At 40.0% G+C, this 20955-nt stretch carries 17 protein-coding genes; 6 read left to right on the top strand and 11 right to left on the bottom strand.

The window, feature by feature from the left end; genetic code table 11:
- Nucleotides 1-3 precede the first annotated feature (3 nt).
- The 5 genes from tssE to NDN11_RS05570 all read right to left on the bottom strand — a co-directional run bounded on the left by tssE (nt 4) and on the right by NDN11_RS05570 (nt 3817).
- The gene (gene tssE, locus NDN11_RS05590; RefSeq protein ID WP_004654759.1) at nt 4-480 is read right to left on the bottom strand and encodes a type VI secretion system baseplate subunit TssE; all 477 of its coding nucleotides are present in this window, start codon (nt 478-480) and stop codon (nt 4-6) included.
- A gap of 77 nt (nt 481-557) precedes the next feature.
- Entirely contained in the window at nt 558-1061 is a 504-nt protein-coding gene (locus NDN11_RS05585) for an Hcp family type VI secretion system effector (protein ID WP_004654761.1), read from the bottom strand.
- Nucleotides 1062-1112: 51 nt separating this feature from the next.
- Nucleotides 1113-2594, bottom strand: a complete 1482-nt coding sequence (tssC, locus tag NDN11_RS05580) for a type VI secretion system contractile sheath large subunit (RefSeq protein ID WP_004805523.1) — start codon at nt 2592-2594, stop codon at nt 1113-1115.
- Nucleotides 2587-3090, bottom strand: coding sequence for a type VI secretion system contractile sheath small subunit (tssB, locus tag NDN11_RS05575; protein ID WP_004805522.1), 504 nt, complete (start codon nt 3088-3090; stop codon nt 2587-2589). Before tssB ends, tssC begins: the two co-directional genes overlap by 8 nt.
- 19 nt (nt 3091-3109) lie before the next feature.
- Nucleotides 3110-3817 (bottom strand): hypothetical protein, encoded by a 708-nt coding sequence (locus tag NDN11_RS05570; protein ID WP_167248162.1) that lies wholly within the window; start codon nt 3815-3817, stop codon nt 3110-3112.
- Between the two features lie 374 nt (nt 3818-4191).
- Here NDN11_RS05570 and tssH point away from each other — a divergent pair, with 374 nt between their 5' ends.
- Genes tssH through NDN11_RS05540 form a run of 6 tightly spaced genes read left to right on the top strand, consistent with a single transcriptional unit; the run spans nt 4192 to nt 11773 of the window.
- Nucleotides 4192-6858 carry a type VI secretion system ATPase TssH gene (tssH, locus tag NDN11_RS05565; protein ID WP_251111026.1) on the top strand — a complete coding sequence of 889 codons (2667 nt, stop codon included), beginning with the start codon at nt 4192-4194 and terminating at the stop codon, nt 6856-6858.
- A 25-nt stretch (nt 6859-6883) separates the two neighbouring features.
- Nucleotides 6884-7981, top strand: a complete 1098-nt coding sequence (gene tssA / locus NDN11_RS05560; RefSeq protein WP_167248160.1) for a type VI secretion system protein TssA — start codon at nt 6884-6886, stop codon at nt 7979-7981.
- Nucleotides 7982-7997: 16 nt separating this feature from the next.
- On the top strand, nt 7998-9362 hold the full coding sequence (gene tssK / locus NDN11_RS05555) for a type VI secretion system baseplate subunit TssK (RefSeq protein WP_251111025.1): 1365 nt from the start codon (nt 7998-8000) through the stop codon (nt 9360-9362).
- Between the two features lie 10 nt (nt 9363-9372).
- Nucleotides 9373-10179, top strand: a complete 807-nt coding sequence (gene icmH / locus NDN11_RS05550) for a type IVB secretion system protein IcmH/DotU (RefSeq protein ID WP_251111024.1) — start codon at nt 9373-9375, stop codon at nt 10177-10179.
- A 10-nt stretch (nt 10180-10189) separates the two neighbouring features.
- Entirely contained in the window at nt 10190-10801 is a 612-nt protein-coding gene (locus NDN11_RS05545) for a hypothetical protein (protein WP_251111023.1), read from the top strand.
- A 3-nt stretch (nt 10802-10804) separates the two neighbouring features.
- Nucleotides 10805-11773: a M15 family metallopeptidase gene (locus NDN11_RS05540; protein WP_167248156.1), complete on the top strand. Its 969-nt coding sequence runs from the start codon at nt 10805-10807 to the stop codon at nt 11771-11773.
- A gap of 122 nt (nt 11774-11895) precedes the next feature.
- Here NDN11_RS05540 and NDN11_RS05535 read toward each other — a convergent pair whose 3' ends face one another.
- From NDN11_RS05535 to NDN11_RS05510, 6 genes are all read right to left on the bottom strand, one after another.
- The gene (locus NDN11_RS05535; protein WP_251111022.1) at nt 11896-12468 is read right to left on the bottom strand and encodes an undecaprenyl-diphosphatase; all 573 of its coding nucleotides are present in this window, start codon (nt 12466-12468) and stop codon (nt 11896-11898) included.
- A 189-nt stretch (nt 12469-12657) separates the two neighbouring features.
- Nucleotides 12658-16656 (bottom strand): delta-poly-L-ornithine synthetase PosA, encoded by a 3999-nt coding sequence (posA, locus tag NDN11_RS05530; protein WP_251111021.1) that lies wholly within the window; start codon nt 16654-16656, stop codon nt 12658-12660.
- A 168-nt stretch (nt 16657-16824) separates the two neighbouring features.
- On the bottom strand, nt 16825-17526 hold the full coding sequence (locus NDN11_RS05525) for a PqiC family protein (protein ID WP_251111020.1): 702 nt from the start codon (nt 17524-17526) through the stop codon (nt 16825-16827).
- A complete protein-coding gene (locus NDN11_RS05520) occupies nt 17523-19175 on the bottom strand; it encodes a PqiB family protein (protein ID WP_171526035.1) in 1653 nt (550 codons plus the stop codon). Before NDN11_RS05520 ends, NDN11_RS05525 begins: the two co-directional genes overlap by 4 nt.
- Nucleotides 19176-19220: 45 nt before the next feature.
- Entirely contained in the window at nt 19221-20000 is a 780-nt protein-coding gene (locus NDN11_RS05515; protein WP_251111019.1) for a paraquat-inducible protein A, read from the bottom strand.
- On the bottom strand, nt 19997-20647 hold the full coding sequence (locus NDN11_RS05510; RefSeq protein WP_251111018.1) for a paraquat-inducible protein A: 651 nt from the start codon (nt 20645-20647) through the stop codon (nt 19997-19999). The genes NDN11_RS05515 and NDN11_RS05510 overlap by 4 nt, the downstream gene beginning before the upstream one ends.
- Nucleotides 20648-20955: the final 308 nt, after the last annotated feature.

Genomic DNA, 20955 nt, shown 5'->3' with positions numbered 1-20955 from the left:
ACACTAAGTTCTGGCAGAAATAACATATTGTTGTGTTGTTGGTTTGAGTAAAGCGTCAAAAAAAACAGGTTCATAGAGTGGATGAATATTTAAGTAGGCCTGAATACTTAAACAAAGTGATCCCATATTATGACCATCCAAGAGCATCTCAACTTTGATCTGTCTTAATCTTGGTTCATGTGCTGCAATAGACTGTTCAATCGATTGGCAAATCTTGTCTCGATCGAGCGGATTGGCTGTAGATAAGCCGACAAAATCAATAATCCCAAACTGCAAAATCGATTTTTTTGCCAATGGAAATTCATCCATATCTCGGTCAAACTGTGCAATTCGACTATTCAGCAAGTCTTCCAAATCACGAGCAACTGACTCTCGCAATTGTTGAATAGACATCCCTCTTAAATAATCTTCTTGCTCAGGTACTAAACGATCAAATAATGTTGATCTGAATCCATATGGATATAGATGATCTAAATTCATTTTTATAAGAACAAAATCTTGGAAAAATAGAGGCTAATAGGCAACTATTAACCTCTATTAGAAAATCACAATTTCTATTACGCAGCGTATGAAGCTGTGTTGTTAGAAAGTGACCATTTCTTAGTAACAGCACCTTTCGCAGTACCGTTAATGTCTTGTTGGTTATAAGTCCACTCAACAGCAGCGTATTTCAAACCAAATGTTTCTGTCGGAACACCTTCTTCATTTACAGTTGGTGTTACGCTAGAAACAAGAACGTGTTTCAATTTGATTTGTAAGTACTTGATACGCTTGTCACCATTTGCACGGTAATAATCGATTTGTACTTCGTCAAATGTATAACCCGCAGAACAAGCTTCCCAAAGTTTAGGACTAGTTGCATCCAAATCTTTAACGAAGATCATGTCTGAGTGTTCAACACGTTCAGCGGTATGACCACCAACGCTACTTGAAGTCGCAGATTTAGGTTGACGAATGTTATGTGACCAAGAATTAACTTCAAGCCAACCTTTGTGTTCAGAATCGCGAGATTCTCCGTCTACCTTGTACTTACCACGAAACTCAACATATATATCTTTCATTTAAAAATTACCTCTATTTTATTTAAAGTTATTATCTAGCTGATCTCATTATTAATTTGAGGACTGAGGTAGTTCAGTCACGAGTCGTAAAGAAACAGACAACTCATCCAGCTGGAAATGTGGTCTTAAGAAAACCACAGACTTGTAGTGACCCGGTTGAGCTGGATCTTCTACAACTTTTACAGATGCCTCGCGAAGCGGATATTGTGCTTTTGCTTCTTGAGATGCACCATCATCTAGCAAGACGTATTGAGAGAGCCATTCATTTAAAAAGGCTTCAACATTACCTGCAGATGCAAAACTTCCCACTTTGTCACGCATCATTGCTTTTAAGTAATGTGCAATGCGCGATACCGCCATGATGTATTGGATTTGGCTTGAAAGTGCAGAGTTTGCATTCGCCGTATCACTGTCATATTTCTTTGGTTTTTGTGCAGATTGCGCACCAAAGAAAGCTGCATAATCAGTATTTTTACAATGAACTAATGGGATAAAACCAAGATCGCTGAGTTCTTTTTCACGACGGTCAGTAATTGCAATTTCAGTTGGGCACTTAAATACAACTTCACCATCTGAAGTTTTAAAGGTGTGAACCGGTAAGCCTTCAACTAAACCACCGCCCTCAACCCCACGAATCGCAGCACACCAACCATGCATATCAAATGCGTTGGTTAAACGTGTTCCAAAGGCATACGCGGCATTCATCCACAAATAATCATCGTGGTTTTCACCAGAAACATCTTCAACGAAATTAAAGCCTTCAGTCGCAGTACCCTCTTTTGGATGGTATGGCAAACGACCTAAAACATGCGGCATAGTCAAGGCAACATAACGAGAGTCTTCGCTGTCACGGAAAGAACGCCATTGCACGTATTCAGCTGTTTCGAAAATCTTTGAAACATCACGTGGACGATCAATATCTGTAAAAGATTCAAGACCTAAAATGCTTGGACTTGCTGCTGAAACAAATGGTGCATGTGCTGCTGCAGCAACATGAGAGATCTGTTCCAATAAATACATATCTGACGGTGTACGATCAAACTCGAAATCACCAATCAACGCTGCATAAGGTGCGCCACCAAATGAGCCATATTCTTCTTCATAAATCTTTTTAAACAAGGTGCTTTGATCAAAATCGGTTGCGCCTTGGAAGTCTTTTACCAACTCTTTTTTAGTCGTATTCAACATACGAATTTTAATCATTGAGTTAGATGGCGTTTCTTGACAGAAATAATAAAGACCGCGCCATGTCGATTCGATTGTTTGGAATTGTTCATGGTGCATAATTTCACTCAATTGATTTGAAATTAGTGCATCAATTTCCGCAATACGCTTATCAATCGACAAGGTCATATTTTCAGAAACCGTAATGGTTCCTGCCATGACTTCTTTCGCCAATTCACCAATTAAGCTTTTTGCACGAACATGCTCATCATCATTACGCGCTATACGACTTTGCTCAACAATTGAATCCAACAAATTTGCTGATTCAGCTTCAACACTTGCCGCAGCGGCTGCTTGTAAATTACTCATTTTCAGCCTCCGCACTCAATTGACGAACTTGATCGGTATTTTTCAATACTTCATCTAGCAAGTCTTCTAAACGTTCACTGTTCGAAATCTTATTGCGTAAATCAGTCAAACGCTCACGTGCTGCAACCAACTTACGCAATGGATCAACTTGTTGAACCACTTGCTCGGGACGGAAGTCTTCCATCGAGTTAAAAGTTAAATCAACCGACATACGTCCACCTTCTTCCGTCAAAGTGTTTTCAACTTGGAAAGCCGCACGTGGAGCCAAAGATTCCATCACTTCATCAATGTTATCTAAGTCAACGTTGATGAATTTTTTGTCTTTTAATTTAGTTTTTTCTAGTTCAGATGCAGCAGAGAAATCCCCCATTACACCAACAACAAAAGGGAGTTCTTTTGACTCTTTACCATCACCAACTTCAACATCGTATGTCAGTTGTACACGAGGGGGACGTATGCGTTGCAGTTTTTTCTGTACGCTTTCTCTTTTTGCCATAACTTTTCACCCTTGATTATTATTTCAACGAATCGAATGGATTCGAACCTGTCTTTTGAACAGTACTTGGTTGTTTCGTAACTGTCGGTGCTACCGTCGTTTGACGTTTAACAGGTGCAGTTGTCTGATTTACTGTACTACGAGTCGGTTGCGTTGTACGTACCTTTCTGTTTGTTGTACGTCGAGTTGTGTTATTGGTCGACGTATTTCGGATCTCTTTTTTTACCGATTCATCGGTGATTGCTTTGCTCGTTGAGGTATCTGGAGCAGGTACAGCTGCACGAATACCGTCACTGAGTTGTTTTGCTGGTGGGTAAGTGAGCTCATTACTCAAATAGCGCATTTCACTTGAGCGCATTTGCTGTAATGCTCCGTTCGCAATCTCAACACTCGCCAAAAAAGTAACATCGGTTAAAGTGGCACCACGTACGTTTTGCTCTTGTAATTGCGTCGCAAGTTTTAAAGCATTCAACGGTTGCTTTAACTCATACATACGCATTGCTGCTTGAGCCAATAAATCATTTACACGCGAAGCATTATCTTTATCACAAACCTGTTGATAAATGTCTAATAAAGCATGATCCGTTTGGTTTACTGCCAACGGATTCTGTTTTAGACATTTACTTTTTAATTTAATTGGTTTTATTTCTTTATCATCAGCATACGCTGAATTACCGATTAAACCTGCTGTTATACAAAGAATTGATATTACAATACCTTTTTTCAAAATATGCCTCGTCATTATTTAACTTATAATTGAAGAGCTGACAATTATTGTTAAAAAACCCTCTTACTCGTCAATTTTTGTACATTTACATCATTTCCGCGAATTTAACAAAAAAAACACATACAAAGTCAATACTAGTTACGTTTATTAACATTATTAAATTTTCATGACAGTCATTCGTGTAAAAAAAATTTTAATTCAGGTGCATTTTTTGTTTAAAAGTGACATTTTTTGTTGTAGAATAATCTGTATACTCGAGCAGAGTTATGTTAAGTTTTTGATTTTATTCAAAAAATATTTCTAGCAAAAACAACCATACCAAGTTAGAACTTAGTAAATAGAGCTTGGTATTTAAAAATTATTGTGAGTAATAAATGAGTAACTTAAAGGTTTTAATTACAAAACTATCAGCTCCTACTCGTACTGCATTAGAAAAGTCTGCAAACTACTGTATTAACCAATTGAATTATGAAATTGAGATAGAACATCTATTTGTTGAATTATTAAATCAAAACATCATCAATGATTTACATATTTTATTAAAAAAAAATAATATCTCTCCAGATGCCTTAATTACTGATTTAAAAGAAACCATTGCATCTTTACCTAAAGGAAATACCCGCACACCAATCTTTGCAAAATCAATCGTTCGATTATTTGAACAAGCATGGTTACTCGCTTCTGCAGAACAAACACCTTTAATACGTAGTAGTCATTTATTGATTGCTTTGTTAACTGCGCCCGATTTACAACAAATTGCTTTTAGAGCATCAAGCTTATTTGAACGTTTTCCAATCGACACGATGAAACATAAGTTTCTCGATATTTGTGAAAAAAGTAGCGAACAACCACAAACAGAAAACACTATTTCTAACCCAGAACAAACACAAAATACTGAATCTACTGTTACTGCAGCAAAAACACCTGCCCTTGATCAGTACACGGTCAATTTGACTGAAAAAGCCAAACAAGGCGGTATCGACCCTGTGATTGGTCGCGAGTTTGAAATCCGACTCATGCTCGATATCTTGATGCGTCGCCGTCAAAACAATCCGATTTTGACGGGTGAACCTGGGGTAGGTAAAACAGCAGTTGTAGAAGGTCTCGCTTTAAAAATTGCACAAGGCTTAGTGCCTGAAGCACTCAAAAATGTACAGCTTCATGGTTTAGACATGGGGCTATTACAAGCTGGTGCAAGCGTTAAAGGTGAGTTTGAAAACCGTTTAAAACAAGTGATTCAAGAAGTACAAGCCTCTGCTCACCCGATCATCCTATTTATTGATGAAGCACATACCATGATTGGTGCGGGTGGACAAGCTGGACAAAATGATGCTGCAAACTTACTCAAACCAGCATTAGCACGTGGTGAATTAAGGACCATTGCTGCAACGACTTGGGCTGAGTACAAACAATACTTTGAAAAAGATGCAGCACTCAGCCGTCGCTTTCAGGTGGTTAAAGTTGAAGAACCAACTGAAGAAGTGGCAATCGATATGTTACGCGCCATGATTCCGGTGATGCAAAGCCACTTCAACTTGCATATTGAAGATCAAGCCATTATTACCGCAGTTCAAGCCTCTCATCGCTATATCAGTGGTCGCCAACTCCCAGATAAAGCAGTGAGTGTACTCGATACAGCTTCTGCTCGTGTTGCTTTAACTCAGAATGCACAACCTGTGATTCTGGATCAACTCAAAGCACAACAACATAATCTTAAATTAGAACATCAAATTATTAGCCACGAACATCAACAGTTTCCAATCCATCATGAACGCTTAGATGATCTCAATCAGCAACTTGCAAACTTAGACAAAGAAATCCAAGACACTGAAACTAAATGGCAGCAAGAACTGGCACTGGTCAAACAGATCCAGCAACTAAATGCACAAACAGAACAGGACAATAAGACACAAATCGCTTCACTAAGAGCGGATTTAGCGCAATTACAAGGTCAAACCCCTTTAGTATTTGAACGTGTCAATGCACAAATCATCAATGAGATCATTTCAGATTGGACTGGTATTCCTGTTGGGAAAATGGTGAATGATGAAATCAAACAAATTCTTAGTCTGGAAGATAAGCTTGGCGAACGCGTGATGGGTCAAGATTATGCCCTAACCCAATTGGTACAAGGCATTAAAACCTCTAAAGCAAAATTAGAAGATCCAAATAAACCTCAAGGTGTGTTCCTATTGATTGGTCCAAGTGGTGTCGGTAAAACCGAAACTGCTCTCGCCTTAGCCAATGAACTCTATGGTGGCGAACAACATCTGATCACGATCAATATGTCTGAATATCAGGAAGCACACACAGTGTCTTCATTGAAAGGCGCACCTCCTGGTTATGTTGGCTATGGTCAAGGTGGTGTTTTAACTGAAGCTGTCCGTCGCAACCCATATAGTGTTGTGCTGTTAGATGAAATTGAGAAAGCACATAGCGATGTACAAGAATTGTTCTATCAAGTCTTTGACAAAGGCATGCTTGAAGATGGCGAAGGTCGTGTGATTGACTTTAAAAATACCACGATCATTCTGACCTCAAATACAGGCTCGAGCGCAATTATGCAGGCTTGCTTAAATCAACCTGTGGAAGAGTGGCCACATGCCGAAGATTTAATTGAACACTTAAAACCAAGTTTATATAAGCAGTTTAAACCAGCCTTTATTGGCCGTATGCGCATTGTGCCTTACTTCCCACTACATGATGAGTTATTGGTTCGCATTATTAAACATAAGCTTGGGAAAATCGTAGCTCGTATTGAAAAGCAATATGCAACCAAGGTTCAGTATTCTGATGATTTAATCGAATTGCTGTTAAGTCGTTGTACTGAAGTGGATAGTGGTGCACGAAATGTGGATAACATCCTCAACTCAACGGTCCTTCCTGCTTTAGCAACTGAAATTTTAGTGGCTTTGGCTGAGCATAAACTACCAAAACTGATTGTGATTGATAGCAAAGATGATGAAATTACCTATCAGTTAGATCCAGTTGAGAAAGTTACCAAGAAACGTTCAAGTAAAAAAACCAAAGCTGAAGTGTAAATTTTAAGATTGAGCCAAATTTGTGATGCATATGGATATTTTATCTTTACTAACGCCAATTAATGAGCAGTCACCATGCGGTGAAGATTACTCATTTTCGAATGAGTTCCATGCCATTAAAAAAGCAAAGACCCAAGATGATGTACTGCTTGATCAGGGTGATTGGGTTACAGAACCGAAACAGGCTGATTGGGATTTTGTCGCAACAACATCTATGGATTTACTGCAGTCTAAAAGTAAAGATATTCGTTTACTCACTTGGCTCTCAGAAGCTTGGGCAAACCTTTATGGTTTTGAAGGAATTTCCAAAAGTCTGGAACTTAGCCATCGCTTATTAGAACAATATTGGTTAACACTACACCCTGAAGTTGAAGATGATGATTTAGATCAGCGTATTGGCTTATTACAGGGCTTGATTAACCAACTGCCACTACTGATCAAAAAAGTCTCTTTGATCAAGCATGCGCCTTATTATCATTTACTCGACTATGACAACTTTCTTTATCACGAGAACATTCGTCGTAAACAAAGCGATGACTATGAAGGCTCAACTGGTTCAACGGAATTAGAGCAATTTGAACAGGCCATATCAAATACAGATAAGAGTTTTCAGCGTCAAAATTATCAAAGTTTTAATGAAATCCTGCAACAATGGGCAACATTGAAGCAAGTATTAGATGGTCTGCTTGGTTTAGATTCCCCTAGTTTTGCGGCAATCGACTCAGGTTTAGATACCATTCATATCACGCTGAAAAAGATTTATAAAACCGATCTGTTTGAACAGGCAACTCAAGCTGTTATTACAGAAATCGAAACATCGACAACGCCGATGGTACAACCCGTGACGACACAATCTTCTGCACCTCAAAATCAGCTGTCTTTCCAACCGCAAGTACAATCGCATGTTGAAAATCGTGAACAGGCCATGCGTGTACTGCAAGAAATTGCCACTTATTTTCAAAAAAATGAGCCGCATAGCCCTGTCAGCTATATGCTGCAAAAAACCATCAAGTGGAGCCAAATGCCACTGCATGAGTGGTTAACTCAGGTGATTAAGGATGAGCATCCTTTACAAATGCTACAGGACACCCTTGGTGTTCAGCCAAAGAATGAATACGAATAATTGTTGGTAAATAAATATGTTTAAAGCAGAAAAGATTCTTTGGGGTGAAGGCTTATTTTTACGTCCTCAACATTTCCAGATCCAAGATACTTATCATGAACAACGCTTGAATCACACCATTCGAGCAATGATTCCACACGCCTATGGGGTACAGAAGTTAAAATTTGATGAAATCCAACTTTCCACTCATATTTTAGCTTTAGAAGAAATTGAAATCATTTGGCAAGATGGTGAAATTTATCATGCGCCTGCCCAAGACTTGTTGCCTGAACCATTATTGTTAGATGACCTTAATCTGCAAGGTGAAATGACGGTTTATCTTGCGCTACCAATTTTGCAGGCCAATAAGAAAAACATTGCCGATGAAACACGCTCAGTTTCTAGCCGTTATCATAACTACTTGGTAGAAACCCACGATCTGTTTACCGATGCCAGTCCAGCTGATCTAAATCTGTTACGTCGTCGTGCCGAATTTAAGTTGCTTGAACAACATATTCAACCTAGCCAAAATCTAGATGGATTCTTATATGTTCCTGTTGCTAAAATTAAACGCCAAAGCTCAGGCCATTTTGAATTAGATAATAAGTTTATTCCGCCAATTTTGCATATTGCTGCATCAGAATCTTTAATTAACAACCTAAAACGTACTTTGAACGTGATTAAGGCAAAAATTAAGATGATTCAAAGTAATAACCGTGAAAATGAACAGAAACTGATTGAGTTCCGTTCAGGGGATATTGTTTCATTTTGGCTGATCAATGCTTTAAACACGGCATATGCAGGGCTGAACCATTTACTCCAATATCCACTGATTCACCCTGAGCGTTTGTTCTCTGAATTATTACGTTTAACTGGTTCTTTACTGACCTTCTCGACCGCGTATGATGTGGACCATTTGCCACAGTATAAGCATCACCAGTTACAAGATAGTTTTCAGCAGCTTGATCTGATTCTAAGAGATTTATTAGATACCATTATTTCAAGTCGTTATTTCAGTATTGCCTTGAAAGAAACACGACCATCATATTGGGTTGGTAGTCTTGAGTCTGACAAAATTACCCGTGATACCCGTCTCTATATCGCGGTTTCAAGCAGCATGATGCAAACGCATGAACTTATTCAAATTGTACCGTTACGCTTCAAAGTGGGTAGCACAATTGATGTTGAACAACGTGTTATTGCCGCACTTCCAGCAGTTCCACTCCATCATTTAATGCAAGTCCCAACTGCAATTCCTGTGCGCTCTGGGGTGAGCTATTTTGAAATCGAGCCACATCACGAATTGTATCAACGGATGCTTGAATCAGAATCTATCTGTGTCTATGTGCCAGCCGGATTCCAAGATATCAGTATTGAACTCATTGCCGTAATGAATAGTTAAGAGAATAACAATGACTCAACCCACAGGCATCCCCTCTTTATTCGATGATGGAAAAATTGGTTCAGGCTTCCCAACGTCTGAGCAACCACAAAATAAAATGCAAGCGACCAACTTGATTGATCTATTACATGACGGTTTTTATTTAGTCTTCTTGCTTCGTAACCGTTACATTCCATCGAACCCAAATGATTTCCGTGAAAAAATTCTGGATCTATTAAATCGTTTTGAGCAGCAGGCCAAACGATTGCAATTTTCTGCCGATGATATTCATGATTCGAAATATGCATTTTGTGCATTGATTGATGAAACCATTGCCACTCAACAAGATCCAGCCTACTTTAACTTGCAAAATACTTGGCTGATTAGCCCACTTCAGTTGAGCTTATTTGGTTCACAACTCGCAGGTTATCGTTTTTTTGAGATATTGGAACAATTACGTAGTCGTGGTAAAGAGCGTTTAGCTTCGCTTGAAGTTTTCCACTACTGCTTATTACTCGGTTTTCAAGGCAAATATCGACTGGAATCTGTTGAAAGCTTAAACCATCTTGTCGCCCGTGTTGGTGACGAAATTGATTATCTCAAAGGTAAAAAAGCGGCATTCTCTCCGTTTGCAGCAATTCCGGATCAGATTAAACATATTATTCACCATGAACTGCCTTTTTTCTGGATACTGATCTTCTTACTTATGTTTGCAGCACTCACCTTTGCTGGACTCAAGTTTATGTTATCAAAGCAAAACCAGAATGCTTTAAACCCATATCAAAATGTGATTTCAGCGCCTGCTGAAGAAGCACATGTCACCATCCATTTGCCTTAGTTGATAACGTATGACTCAGGAAAGAGCAACTTCTATACGCATATTACAGAGTAATAAGAAAAAAACCTTATCGCCTGTAATTTATTTACTGATCGGATTTCTTTCAGGGATTATCTTTGCAGCATTGATTTTCTTTCTCTTTGCTACGGACTCAAGTCCTAGCGATACAGTTGCTCCGCAGCAAGAACAAGCGCTAGAAGATAATAATCGTGTTCAAACACATAGCAAAGTGACAGCTCAAGTTTCAGAGGAAACAGCAGCTGGTCATCATGAAACAGCTGAATCGGTAGAAGATAATAATTTTACCCAACCTGGTAGTAATGATTTAAATAAATTCTTCCAACGTACACCTGCACCCGCTGCACCAGCACCGGCTGGACAGCACATTTCTCCTTTTGCCAATGAGCCAAATGCCAAAGCACAGCAAAAGGTAGTCCCTGCAAAATCACAACAAGGGAAAAGTGAACCAGCTCCCACGATAACAAATAAAACCGTGAAGCCAGCAGTAGCCCCTCAACCAGCCAAAGCCGCTCCAACGAAAGAGCCAGAGGCGGAAGCACCTGAGGCAACAGTACAGATAAAAGTGACACAAAAGCCTTTTGCTGTGAATGAATTGCAATAAAAAATGATTTTTCTTATTTTCTTTTGCTTTATCGCTGTCGCGATCGGATTAACGCTGCTCATGTCTTATGAGCTACGCTATAAATGCAAACAGTTGTTGCAATCGTTATTACCGAGTGGCAAAAAGAAAATCGTTAATGCAATGCAGTTCGCTGAGAACATGCATCAAGCTGCTTCACCAGAAAAATTACAATCTCATTGGCACCTACAGCAATGGTGGATTTTAATCGCAGGCTTTTTTTTATTTGCCAGTATTATTATTTTTGCGTTTACCCGCCCAATCAATTCCACACGAATTGAAGCTGAATATTTAAAAGAAACCGATCCACAAATTTATACCTTACTCAATGGCGAAATGCTCAGCCCACCACCTGATGTTGACGATACATTGATCCAAGATGCAATTGTTGAAGCAACTCGTCTAGAGCAAGCTTATCAGGCACAGCATCCAACAGATCCGAGTATTGATGCTTCTCAAATCGAGATTCCAATTACCCATTCACATGGCAGTTTAAATTCATCCTTGGTTGATCGTAAGTGGGATAAAATCAACCCACGCTATAAGCAACGTCTGCTTATGGTCTTTAAAATCATGAAAGAACAACATGGTTATGAACTGGTATTACTTGAAGGCTACCGCAGCCCAAGTCGTCAGAATATGTTAGCAGGCAACCCAAATACAACTCGCGCCAAAGGTTATCAAAGTTATCACCAATTTGGTCTAGCAGCAGATGTCGCCTTTAAGCGCAATGGTAAAGTCGTGATTACGGAGCGTGATCCTTGGGCAATGCGCGGCTATGAGTTATATGGTCAAGTTGCCGAGTCTGTTGGATTAACTTGGGGTGGTCGCTGGAAATCAATCAAAGACTATGGGCATACCGAATACCGTATGCCAGGTTTAAGAAAAACCAAGGAAATGGCTGAACAACTCACCGCTGAAGGACAACTAACAGCAAGAACTGATGAGTCTTAAACCTACCATAAGTTCTCTTCTGCAAAATATCAAACCGATGCATTCAAATAATAGGCATCGGTTTGATTACAGAATTAAAAACTAAATACAAAGATCATTTAAATCTAAAATTATAATATGGGTTAAATTATTTCCTCTTCAACTACTGAAGCTGAAATCGGCTTTTTCACTCTTAAAATAAATATTTTGAAAATCTCGTTCATACCCAATCCAATGATAAAGGCAATCATAAATGAACCGAGCACATCAAACGGAAAATGAACACCTATATAAATCCTTGACCAACCTACAATCAAACCTAGTAGCAGTGCCGCACTGCCAATTTTTCGAAAACCAGACAAAAGATATGAGAAGGCAATCGTTGCCACTGTCAGAGTATGTTGACTTGGAAAAGAGGAGGAAGAACCATGCCCTGTAAGGATATGTCCAATGTCTAAATCAAAAGGACGTGGATGGAAATACACCACATGAATGATCTGAGTAACCAATAGAGAAACTGCGATGGTGATGAGCATCTTGATAAACTGTGTTTGGTATTTTTTATCCTTAATGAACAATGAAGCAATTAAAAAAACAAATAATACTGCGATTAAATTATGTGATGCGAATAAAGCCACTTTATCCAAAAGCAGGTTTTGCGTTGCAGCTGAGTTAATCCAGTTAAATAAGCGAATATCGATCGTTTCAATTGACATCGTCAATCATTCCATGATGACTTTATATAAAAAAATATTATAAAAACAATCTTAAAATAAAATTAAAATTTATAATTTTAGCTTGATTATAAAGCGCCTGTGTTTTTTCTTTAAACTGCTGAGTTATAAGAGGAATAACAAGATAATTGTCCTGTTATCCCTCTGCTTTGGTAGGTTTCACATCAAAGTTTATGAATGTTTCCAAGGCACCGCAGGTGAGCCAATCCATGCTGATTTTGCAGGAATGTTTTCTCCTTTCATCACCAATGTCAGTGGGCCCAATACCGCATGATCCGCTACATTGGCATTGTATAAAATAATACTGCGCGAATTTACTACTACATCACTGCCAATATTGACTTGGCCAATTTTCATGATGCGGTCTTCAAATAGATGCGTTTGTGGTCCAGAAAAGCTATTAAACTCAGCACGATCACCAATCTTCACACAATCAAATTCGGTGATATCAGCAGTATCCAGATATACATCCTTACCAATCCCAACACCTAAAAGACGCAAGAAGAAAGGCAACATTGGTGTCCCTCTTAAATAATTCAAGAAGTTCGGAATCGCAACAGATTCATATAGGCTGGTAATCCCTTCACTGAGCCAAACGAACATGGTCCACATCGGTGCTGAACGTGGTTGATAACGTCCAATTAAAGCCCATTTCAATACGGTCACAATGACAAAACAACCAACTCCATATAACAGCCCAGCTAAAGTTAAAGCTAGCAATCCTATCGCAATACTATAATCATTAATGACATCAATCACTTCTAAAACAATCATATAACCCACACCAATGGCAAGTGCTGTTGGTAATACGATACGTAAACCTTCAATCAAGCCTCGCATTAAACGGCGTTTCGCGCTTGGTTTAAAAGTTAAATGATCTGGATATTGTGCTGCTGCTTCACGCGCTGGCAATAGTAAAGGTGGTGAACCGAACCATGTTTGCCCCGAATACATTTCTAGGTTATCTGGCGTTTTCGATTGCACGCCAATCAAAACATTATCAGGTAATACCGTACCATCCGCGATATATGCACTGTTCCCAACAAAGCTACGATTGCCAATTTGAGTAGATTTCAACGACATCCAACCGCCTTTAATTTCTTCATCACCGAGCATCACCGCATCAGCAATAAAGCTTTCCTCACCAAGGGTCAGCATCTCAGGAATCACACCAGTAGCGGTAGAAATTTCTGTATTTCTACCCACTTTCGCACCCAGCATACGGAACCATGTCGGAGCATATATAGTGGCGAACAAACCATGTAAGGTTTGCAAACTGGTTTCTAAAATCTGAGCGGCAAACCATTTACGATAATATGTACCACCATGCACCGCATAAGTGCCTGACTCTAAACTTGGCAACACCACTTTACGTATAGCCGATGAAATTAATGCAGTGATGATCATCATCATGGCACTGGCAGGAATCGCAAGGATGAAATAATACAGTGCGGTTTGAACGTGATTATTTGGGTCGATATTAAACACATTGACATCTAACCAATCTACCAACAGGAAGCTTGGGAAAATCGGAATAAAGAATAAGCACGCAATGATTAAGGCACTGACACTGTAATAACCATATTCCGCAAATTTTCTCATTAAGGATAATTTCGGACGTGCTGCTAATGATTCAAGCTCATCTATATAGCCTATTTTTTTCGCTGGTGTTCCATCCCAAATTTCGCCTGCAGGTACCGTTGTACCATATTCAATCGAGGTTAAAGCATTGACATGCGCTTGCGGTTCTAACACGGTATTTTCTTCCAATACTGCATAAGATCCCACATAACTGTCTTTTTTAAGCTGAATTGAGCCCAAGACTAAATACCCGTGCTCCACCTTTGCATTTTCCAGATTTACATTGGAACCAACACTCACACCATCTTCAATCTTTAGCAATGAAGGCATACGGATATGCACCGAGCTAATGCTGACATCATGCCCAATCTTCGCCCCAAGTGCTTTGAGATATAAATTCAGTAAGGTTGAACCTGAGAGTAGATATACAGGTGAAATACTGCTGATACGATCTGCCAACCACCAACGGAAATAGGTCATTCCCCACAGTGGATAACGACCTGCACCAACCCCTAGCATCAGTAAACGTTTTACCGTAATTGAAACTGCAAAACTGGCAATAATCACACTGATATACACCAGCAAAGACAACGCGATCGCATAAGGAATACTGTCTCGTGCTCCCCCAGTAAAATAATGATAGGTAAAAAATGGTGCCAACCATTGCAGAATATTGATCGAGATCAGCACTGGAATCGTCACCGCCTGTGCAATCCCACACAGCCATTTATAACCTTGATGACGTGGATTGTCTTGTCCAATCTGGCGATCAAATAAGGAAGGTTCAGGTTGTTCTAACATTAAAGCTGCAATCACCCCGACTTTTCTTGCCTGATATAAGCTTTGAATGGTCAGATGGCTATATTGAGGGTGTTCACGTAAATTCGAGATCAGTACTGCAGCGAGTAAAGAATGACCTCCAAGATCATCAAAGAAATCTGAATCTAACTTGATGGGGATATTGGGAAATAAACGACCTAGAATCTCAAATAAAATCTGTTCAGCTTCATTCTGTGGCTGGTCAGATTCACTTCGGTCAATCGCACTGGTTAACGGGCGAGCCTTCAGTGCCTTGCGGTCAATTTTCCCTGATAATAGTCGTGGCACTTTTTCAATAATTTCAAAGCGATTTGGCACCATATATGGCGGTAAACGCTGACTAAGCTGGTATCTGAGCTGCTTAATTTCAATCGCTTGTTTTGCCTCCAACTCAGGTGCAATAAAAGCAATCAGCTGATCAATCCCATCTTCAGCTCTTAAAATAACTGCTGCCGTTCCAATTCCATCAAGATCACATAACGCAGCTTCAATTTCACCGAGTTCGACACGGAAACCACGAATTTTTATTTGATCATCGGCACGACCTAAACAATGTACTTGACCAAACTCATCAATTTTGGCGAGGTCTCCTGTGCGATACAAGCTGATTTCATCCTCATTATTTGCCCAAGGATTCTCAATAAATTTGTCTGCAGTTAAATCCGCTCGACCTAAATAACCTTGTGCCACACTCGGACCAAAAATACACAGCTCCCCCGTTTCACCTTGAGCTAATAGCTCTCGCTCTGCATTAATCACCAACATGCCGTAGTTCGGTAATGGCTTACCAATGGTGACGGGTTTTCCTTGCTGTAATAATTCTAAACTAGCCGATACCGTGGTTTCAGTCGGACCATAGGTATTAAACATTTGATGGTGTGGTAAGGCCCAACGTTCCACCAATGAATCAGGGCACATTTCCCCACCTAGGTTGATGATACGCAAGTTCGGAACGTCTTCAGGAAATAAAGCCAGTAAAGTCGGCACAGCATGTAATACGGTAATCTGTTGTTGTTTCAATGTTTGGCAGAGTCGCTCTGGATCGCTGACTAAGGATTTTGGTGCAATCCACAAGCTTGCACCCACTAGATAAGACAACCAGATTTCTTCAAAGGACATATCAAAAGCAACTGAGAAACCCTGATAGACCTTGTCCTGTGCCTGAATCCCTAAAATACTGTTTTCACTACGCAGAAAATGACAAATATTCTTCTGAGTAATCACAATGCCTTTCGGCTTTCCTGTTGAACCTGAGGTATAAATAATATAGGCAGGCTGCTCAGGCGTGGTTTTGGCTAATTCCACAGTTTCATGCAATGGTCGCTGTAATTCAGTATTGGTCCATTTGGTCTGTGGGACGTCTTGTAAGTGTTCATACCATTCATCACTGGTAATCATACCCACTGCTGCAGCATCTTCAAGGCACACGGCGATTCGATCTGCAGGCGTATCCATATCAAATGGTAACCAAGCTGCTCCGCTCAGACAAATTGCCAACTGAGATTTTAATAATTCAATACCACGCGGCAGCCATAAGCCAATGATATCGCCAGCTTTGACCCCTTTAAGGGTCAAATGCTGCGCCATGACCAATGCTTGCTGGTACAGCTCGCCATAGCTCAGCTTTTGTTCTGCCTCGATCAAGGCAATTTTTTCTGGAAAAGTCTGTGCCGTCTGAATAAAAATATCAGCCAGCACTTCATGTTGTAAGAATTCTGGGTGGTGCTTACCACGAATAATATTTTTTGCGCTCATCACACATTGGTTCATTTTTATGCTCTCTTTAATGTTCTGATTTGGCTAAAGACGAAATGAGGTGTTCGTATTCGCTGGTAAATTAAAGAGAGCAACTTAAAACAACATTAAAGTGTGATGTGCGGATAAACAATAAAACCTGAACAGAACAAAAGTGATCAATCTGACCACTTTTTATTCAAATTATGAACAAAGTACCCCATTTATGTTGGGTGAGGTTTTTGCATCTAGGGACACAATTGACAGTGCCATTGCATCAATCACTCGACTCAATGAACTACTCGCGCCACTCACAATGTCTTGTATCTGACTGTTCTTACTTGATACTGGCTGAGTAAACGTCATACGACAAGCCAACTGCTGATTCTGAGTTGAGTTTTGATCCAAAGTGATATTTGGATCATTACGCTTAATGATCCATGCAACAGAAACTTCAACATTTTTGTTCGCAATATCAGATGTATTAATAATATCAAAATGTGAAAAATCAGTTGCAACACGATAAGACACCTTGCCACCCACCATACCGCTGTTATAACGATCCACTGCACCAAGCTTTTGCTGTAAGCCAGCAGATAAGTTATCTCTTAATTCAGCCCCAAGCGTAGACGTCCAACGCTCGTTTTCCATGATTTTAGATTTACCTGCTGCATCCTGGATCACGATAGGCGCACGATTAATCCGATCAGGCAAGCCAACAGGCAATACTTCAATAACCCTGACCTTTGAACTCGGCAATGGAGAAACTTTGCTTGCTAAAGTGTAATAATTCGGTGTGGGTGAACCCGAACAGGCTGTGAGCAACACAGTAGCCGATAAGATGCTCACGCTGCTGAGCATTCCTGCTACAGCATATGAATGTTTAGCGATGATTGTTCTTATCATTTGTTTGCCTCTGCTTTTTTACCCCGAATCAATGATTCAGGATGCTGTTCAATATAATCAGCCATTAATTGTAAAGATGCCGCAGCTCGAGTCATTTGCTGCAATGCTTTACGCACATCCTGCTGCATCGGTGCATCACTGGATAAAATGGATTCACTCGATTGCATGGTTTTACGCACATCATTCAGCGTCGCTTGTAGACCAGGTGCGACTTTACCATCCAACTGTTTTACCAATTTGTCTGTCGATTCAATGGTGGTGTTCATATTATTAAGCGTCTTACGAACATCTTGTCCAATTTCTTCGAGTGGGAACTTACTCACTTTATCCGCGATTTGTGAAACTTGCGCTTGTAAGCCACTCAACTCTGTTGCCGTAGTTGGTACTTCAACACGTCCATCTGGTCTTGTAATTAAAGAAGCGGCTTTGGCTTTTGGAAACTTATCAAAGGCAATATAGTTCTGACCTGTTAATAAATTACCTGTCCGCATCTGCGCACGCCAACCTCTCTCGATAAAGTATTTAAAAATTTCACCATCTGGATCAAGTTCTTTGCCATGCGCTAAACGCGATGGATAAATCACTGCATCCACGCGCATTCTTAAATGCGTATAAGACTGATCAAATTCGACGTTGATTGCTTTGACATTACCAATTTCAATGCCCATAAAGTCAATTGGTGCACCCGCAGTTAAACCACGAAGCGAATGATCAAAGTACATAATAATTGGACGTGGCTTACCATCAGGCTCTTTCATTGCCTCTTTGCGAGAGTCTGATAACGTAAAATAACTATTGTCTGGTGCAATAGCGCCACTAGAATTTTCTGGATAACCAAAGGCAATACCACCCGCAATAATACTGGCAAGCGATTGTGTATCCAGATTAAATCCTGACGCATTTAAGGTCACATCGACCCCACTGGCCTGCCAAAAACGAGCATCTGTGGTTACGAACTTATCGTAAGGAGATTGAATAAAAGTTTGTAGTTCAACCGTTTTTCCATCAGCTGCCAATTTATATGCTGTAATCTGCCCGACATTAATTCTGCGATAGTAAATCGGCACGCCAACATCCAGTGACCCCAAGTCCTGTGCTTTTAAGAAAAACACCTTACCCGGTATATCCGATGACACTACAGGTGGAACTTCAAGCCCAGTAAAATTCTCTTGCTTCTGTTCAGCTTTTCCTCCATCGACTTCGATGTATGCCCCTGAGAGTAAGGTATCAATACCCGAAATACCGCCCGTTCCTACTCGAGGTCTGACCACCCAAAAGCGCGAATCTTTGGCAGCAAAATTACTGGCATCTTTGCGTAATTCGATTTTGGCAATGACATGGGAACGATCATCCGAAAGATCAATTTGTCGAACCAAACCAATATCGACCTGCTTATAACGTACCGTGGTTTTCCCTGCAACCAAGCCTTCTGCTGTTCGGAAAGACACTTCAATGGTTGGGCCTGTATCCAAAACCGCTTTTGCTGCAAGCGAAAGTGCGATTAACAGCGCAACAAATGGAACCAGCCAAATGAGCGCAGGTCTCCAACGTCCCTTCTTTTTTTCAGGTTCGTCAAAGATTGCATCGTTCTGCGTTAACACCGTGGTGTTTTCTTCAGAATCTTGGCTATTCGGGGTATTTTCTGACATAGTGATCTTTCTTTTATAGGTCAAAAATAAGGCTCATCGTCAATCTTAACTCTTTAATTGATGAATCGCCGTTCCTTTCAAATGATTTGATTGTTGCGCATTTGCATGACGCGCCTTGAAATAATTGTCCCAAATAATTCTTGGATCAAAACTGAGTGAAGCAAACATGGTCAGCACCACTACAGCACCAAAAGCGACTGCGCCAGGCCCTGCCAAAATAGTGGCCAATGACTGAATTTGAATCAATGCAGTCAGCAATGCAACCACAAAGACATCGATCATCGACCAACGCCCAATAAATTCAACAATACGATACATCAGCGCACATTGTTCAGGGGTAAAATGCCATCTCGAAGATGACTGCATGTAGACTGAAATTAATAAAAAAATCAGAATCAATAATTTTAAAATCGGGATAAAAATACTGGCCATAAAAATAACCACAGACACCAGATAATCACTATTTTGCCAAAAATAGATCACACCACTAATAATGGTATCTTGCTGACGCCCCAACAAAGAATCTGTTTCCGTCATAGGTAGCACATTGGCTGGAATATATAAAATTGCTGCAGCGACCACCAAAGCAAAAGTACGATTTAAACTTTGTGGTTTACGTGAGTGCAATGTACTTTTACATCTGGAACATTGAGCATGATTGTGCTGATCTGCGTGACTCGCTACAGCATTCAGTAATCCACAGCAATGACATTGAATGAGCCCAACCTGTTTTGCTCTGACATAATTTTTGATCTGTAAATCAACATCGGAAAGGTGTTCTACAATTGAACCGATCTCGGTGTCATGGTCATGTTTTTGCTTCATCCCAAACTCCGATCAACTTCATCCCAGATATCTTTAATCTTGACCGAAGCAATATAGACCAAAAGCACGCTCAATAATGTAAATGCCCAGAGTGCAACACCAGGAATGACGGTGACCATCCCAACAAGTTTGACCAAGGTTACAAGTACACCTATTAAAAAAACCTCAACCATTCCCCATGTCCGAAACAGAAATAAGGCTCTCAGTGCCAAAGTCAAAAATTGAGGCCTAATCTTCAATACACTAATAAAGAAAAGCACATAGCTCAGCAATAACAGCTCAACCAAAGGCACAATAAAAGTTGTAATCAGAATCAAAACACCGACCAATGCACGATCAATATGAAACATGGTCCAGGTAGCACCAATTAAAGTGGTCTGAGAGGTATTGCCCTGTAGCTCAACAATCACGATGGGAAAACTATTGGCAATCACAAAAACAATCAAAGCAGTAATGACCAAGGCAAGCAAAGACGAAAAAGATCGACTTCGACGATATAACTCCGCGCCACAACAGGTGCAATATGCCCGTTCACCTGATGCAAGCTCAACCCTGCGATATATTGCATCGCATTCTTCACAACCCGCCAGTTCAGTGAGTCTGACTTGCTGACCAATCACTAGGGATGGATTATTTTTATTCGCCATAAAGTCAAACTCATCACACAGATTGTTTATTGTTTAAGAAATCGACTTAACCCATTTATACCTTTTATTTTTGCAATCACAACCAAGGACTGTATTTCTTACACAATATGTAAACAAATCATCATCTAAAAGCATTTTCAATCCTATGAGTTGATGGCTTATTTCGTCTTTATCAGAAAGAGCAAAGCTCAGCAACGGATTAGTCTATCACCGACCACACGACAGCCCTATCATCATGCATAAAAAAGACGAATAGGTTGCAGATCACGCCTACAACCTATTCGTCTATATACTTATTTTAAATAAAA

Origin of the sequence: Acinetobacter sp. C26M, from assembly GCF_023702675.1 — a bacterium.
Classification (GTDB): domain Bacteria; phylum Pseudomonadota; class Gammaproteobacteria; order Pseudomonadales; family Moraxellaceae; genus Acinetobacter.
This window is presented reverse-complemented; position numbering and strand designations above follow the sequence as displayed.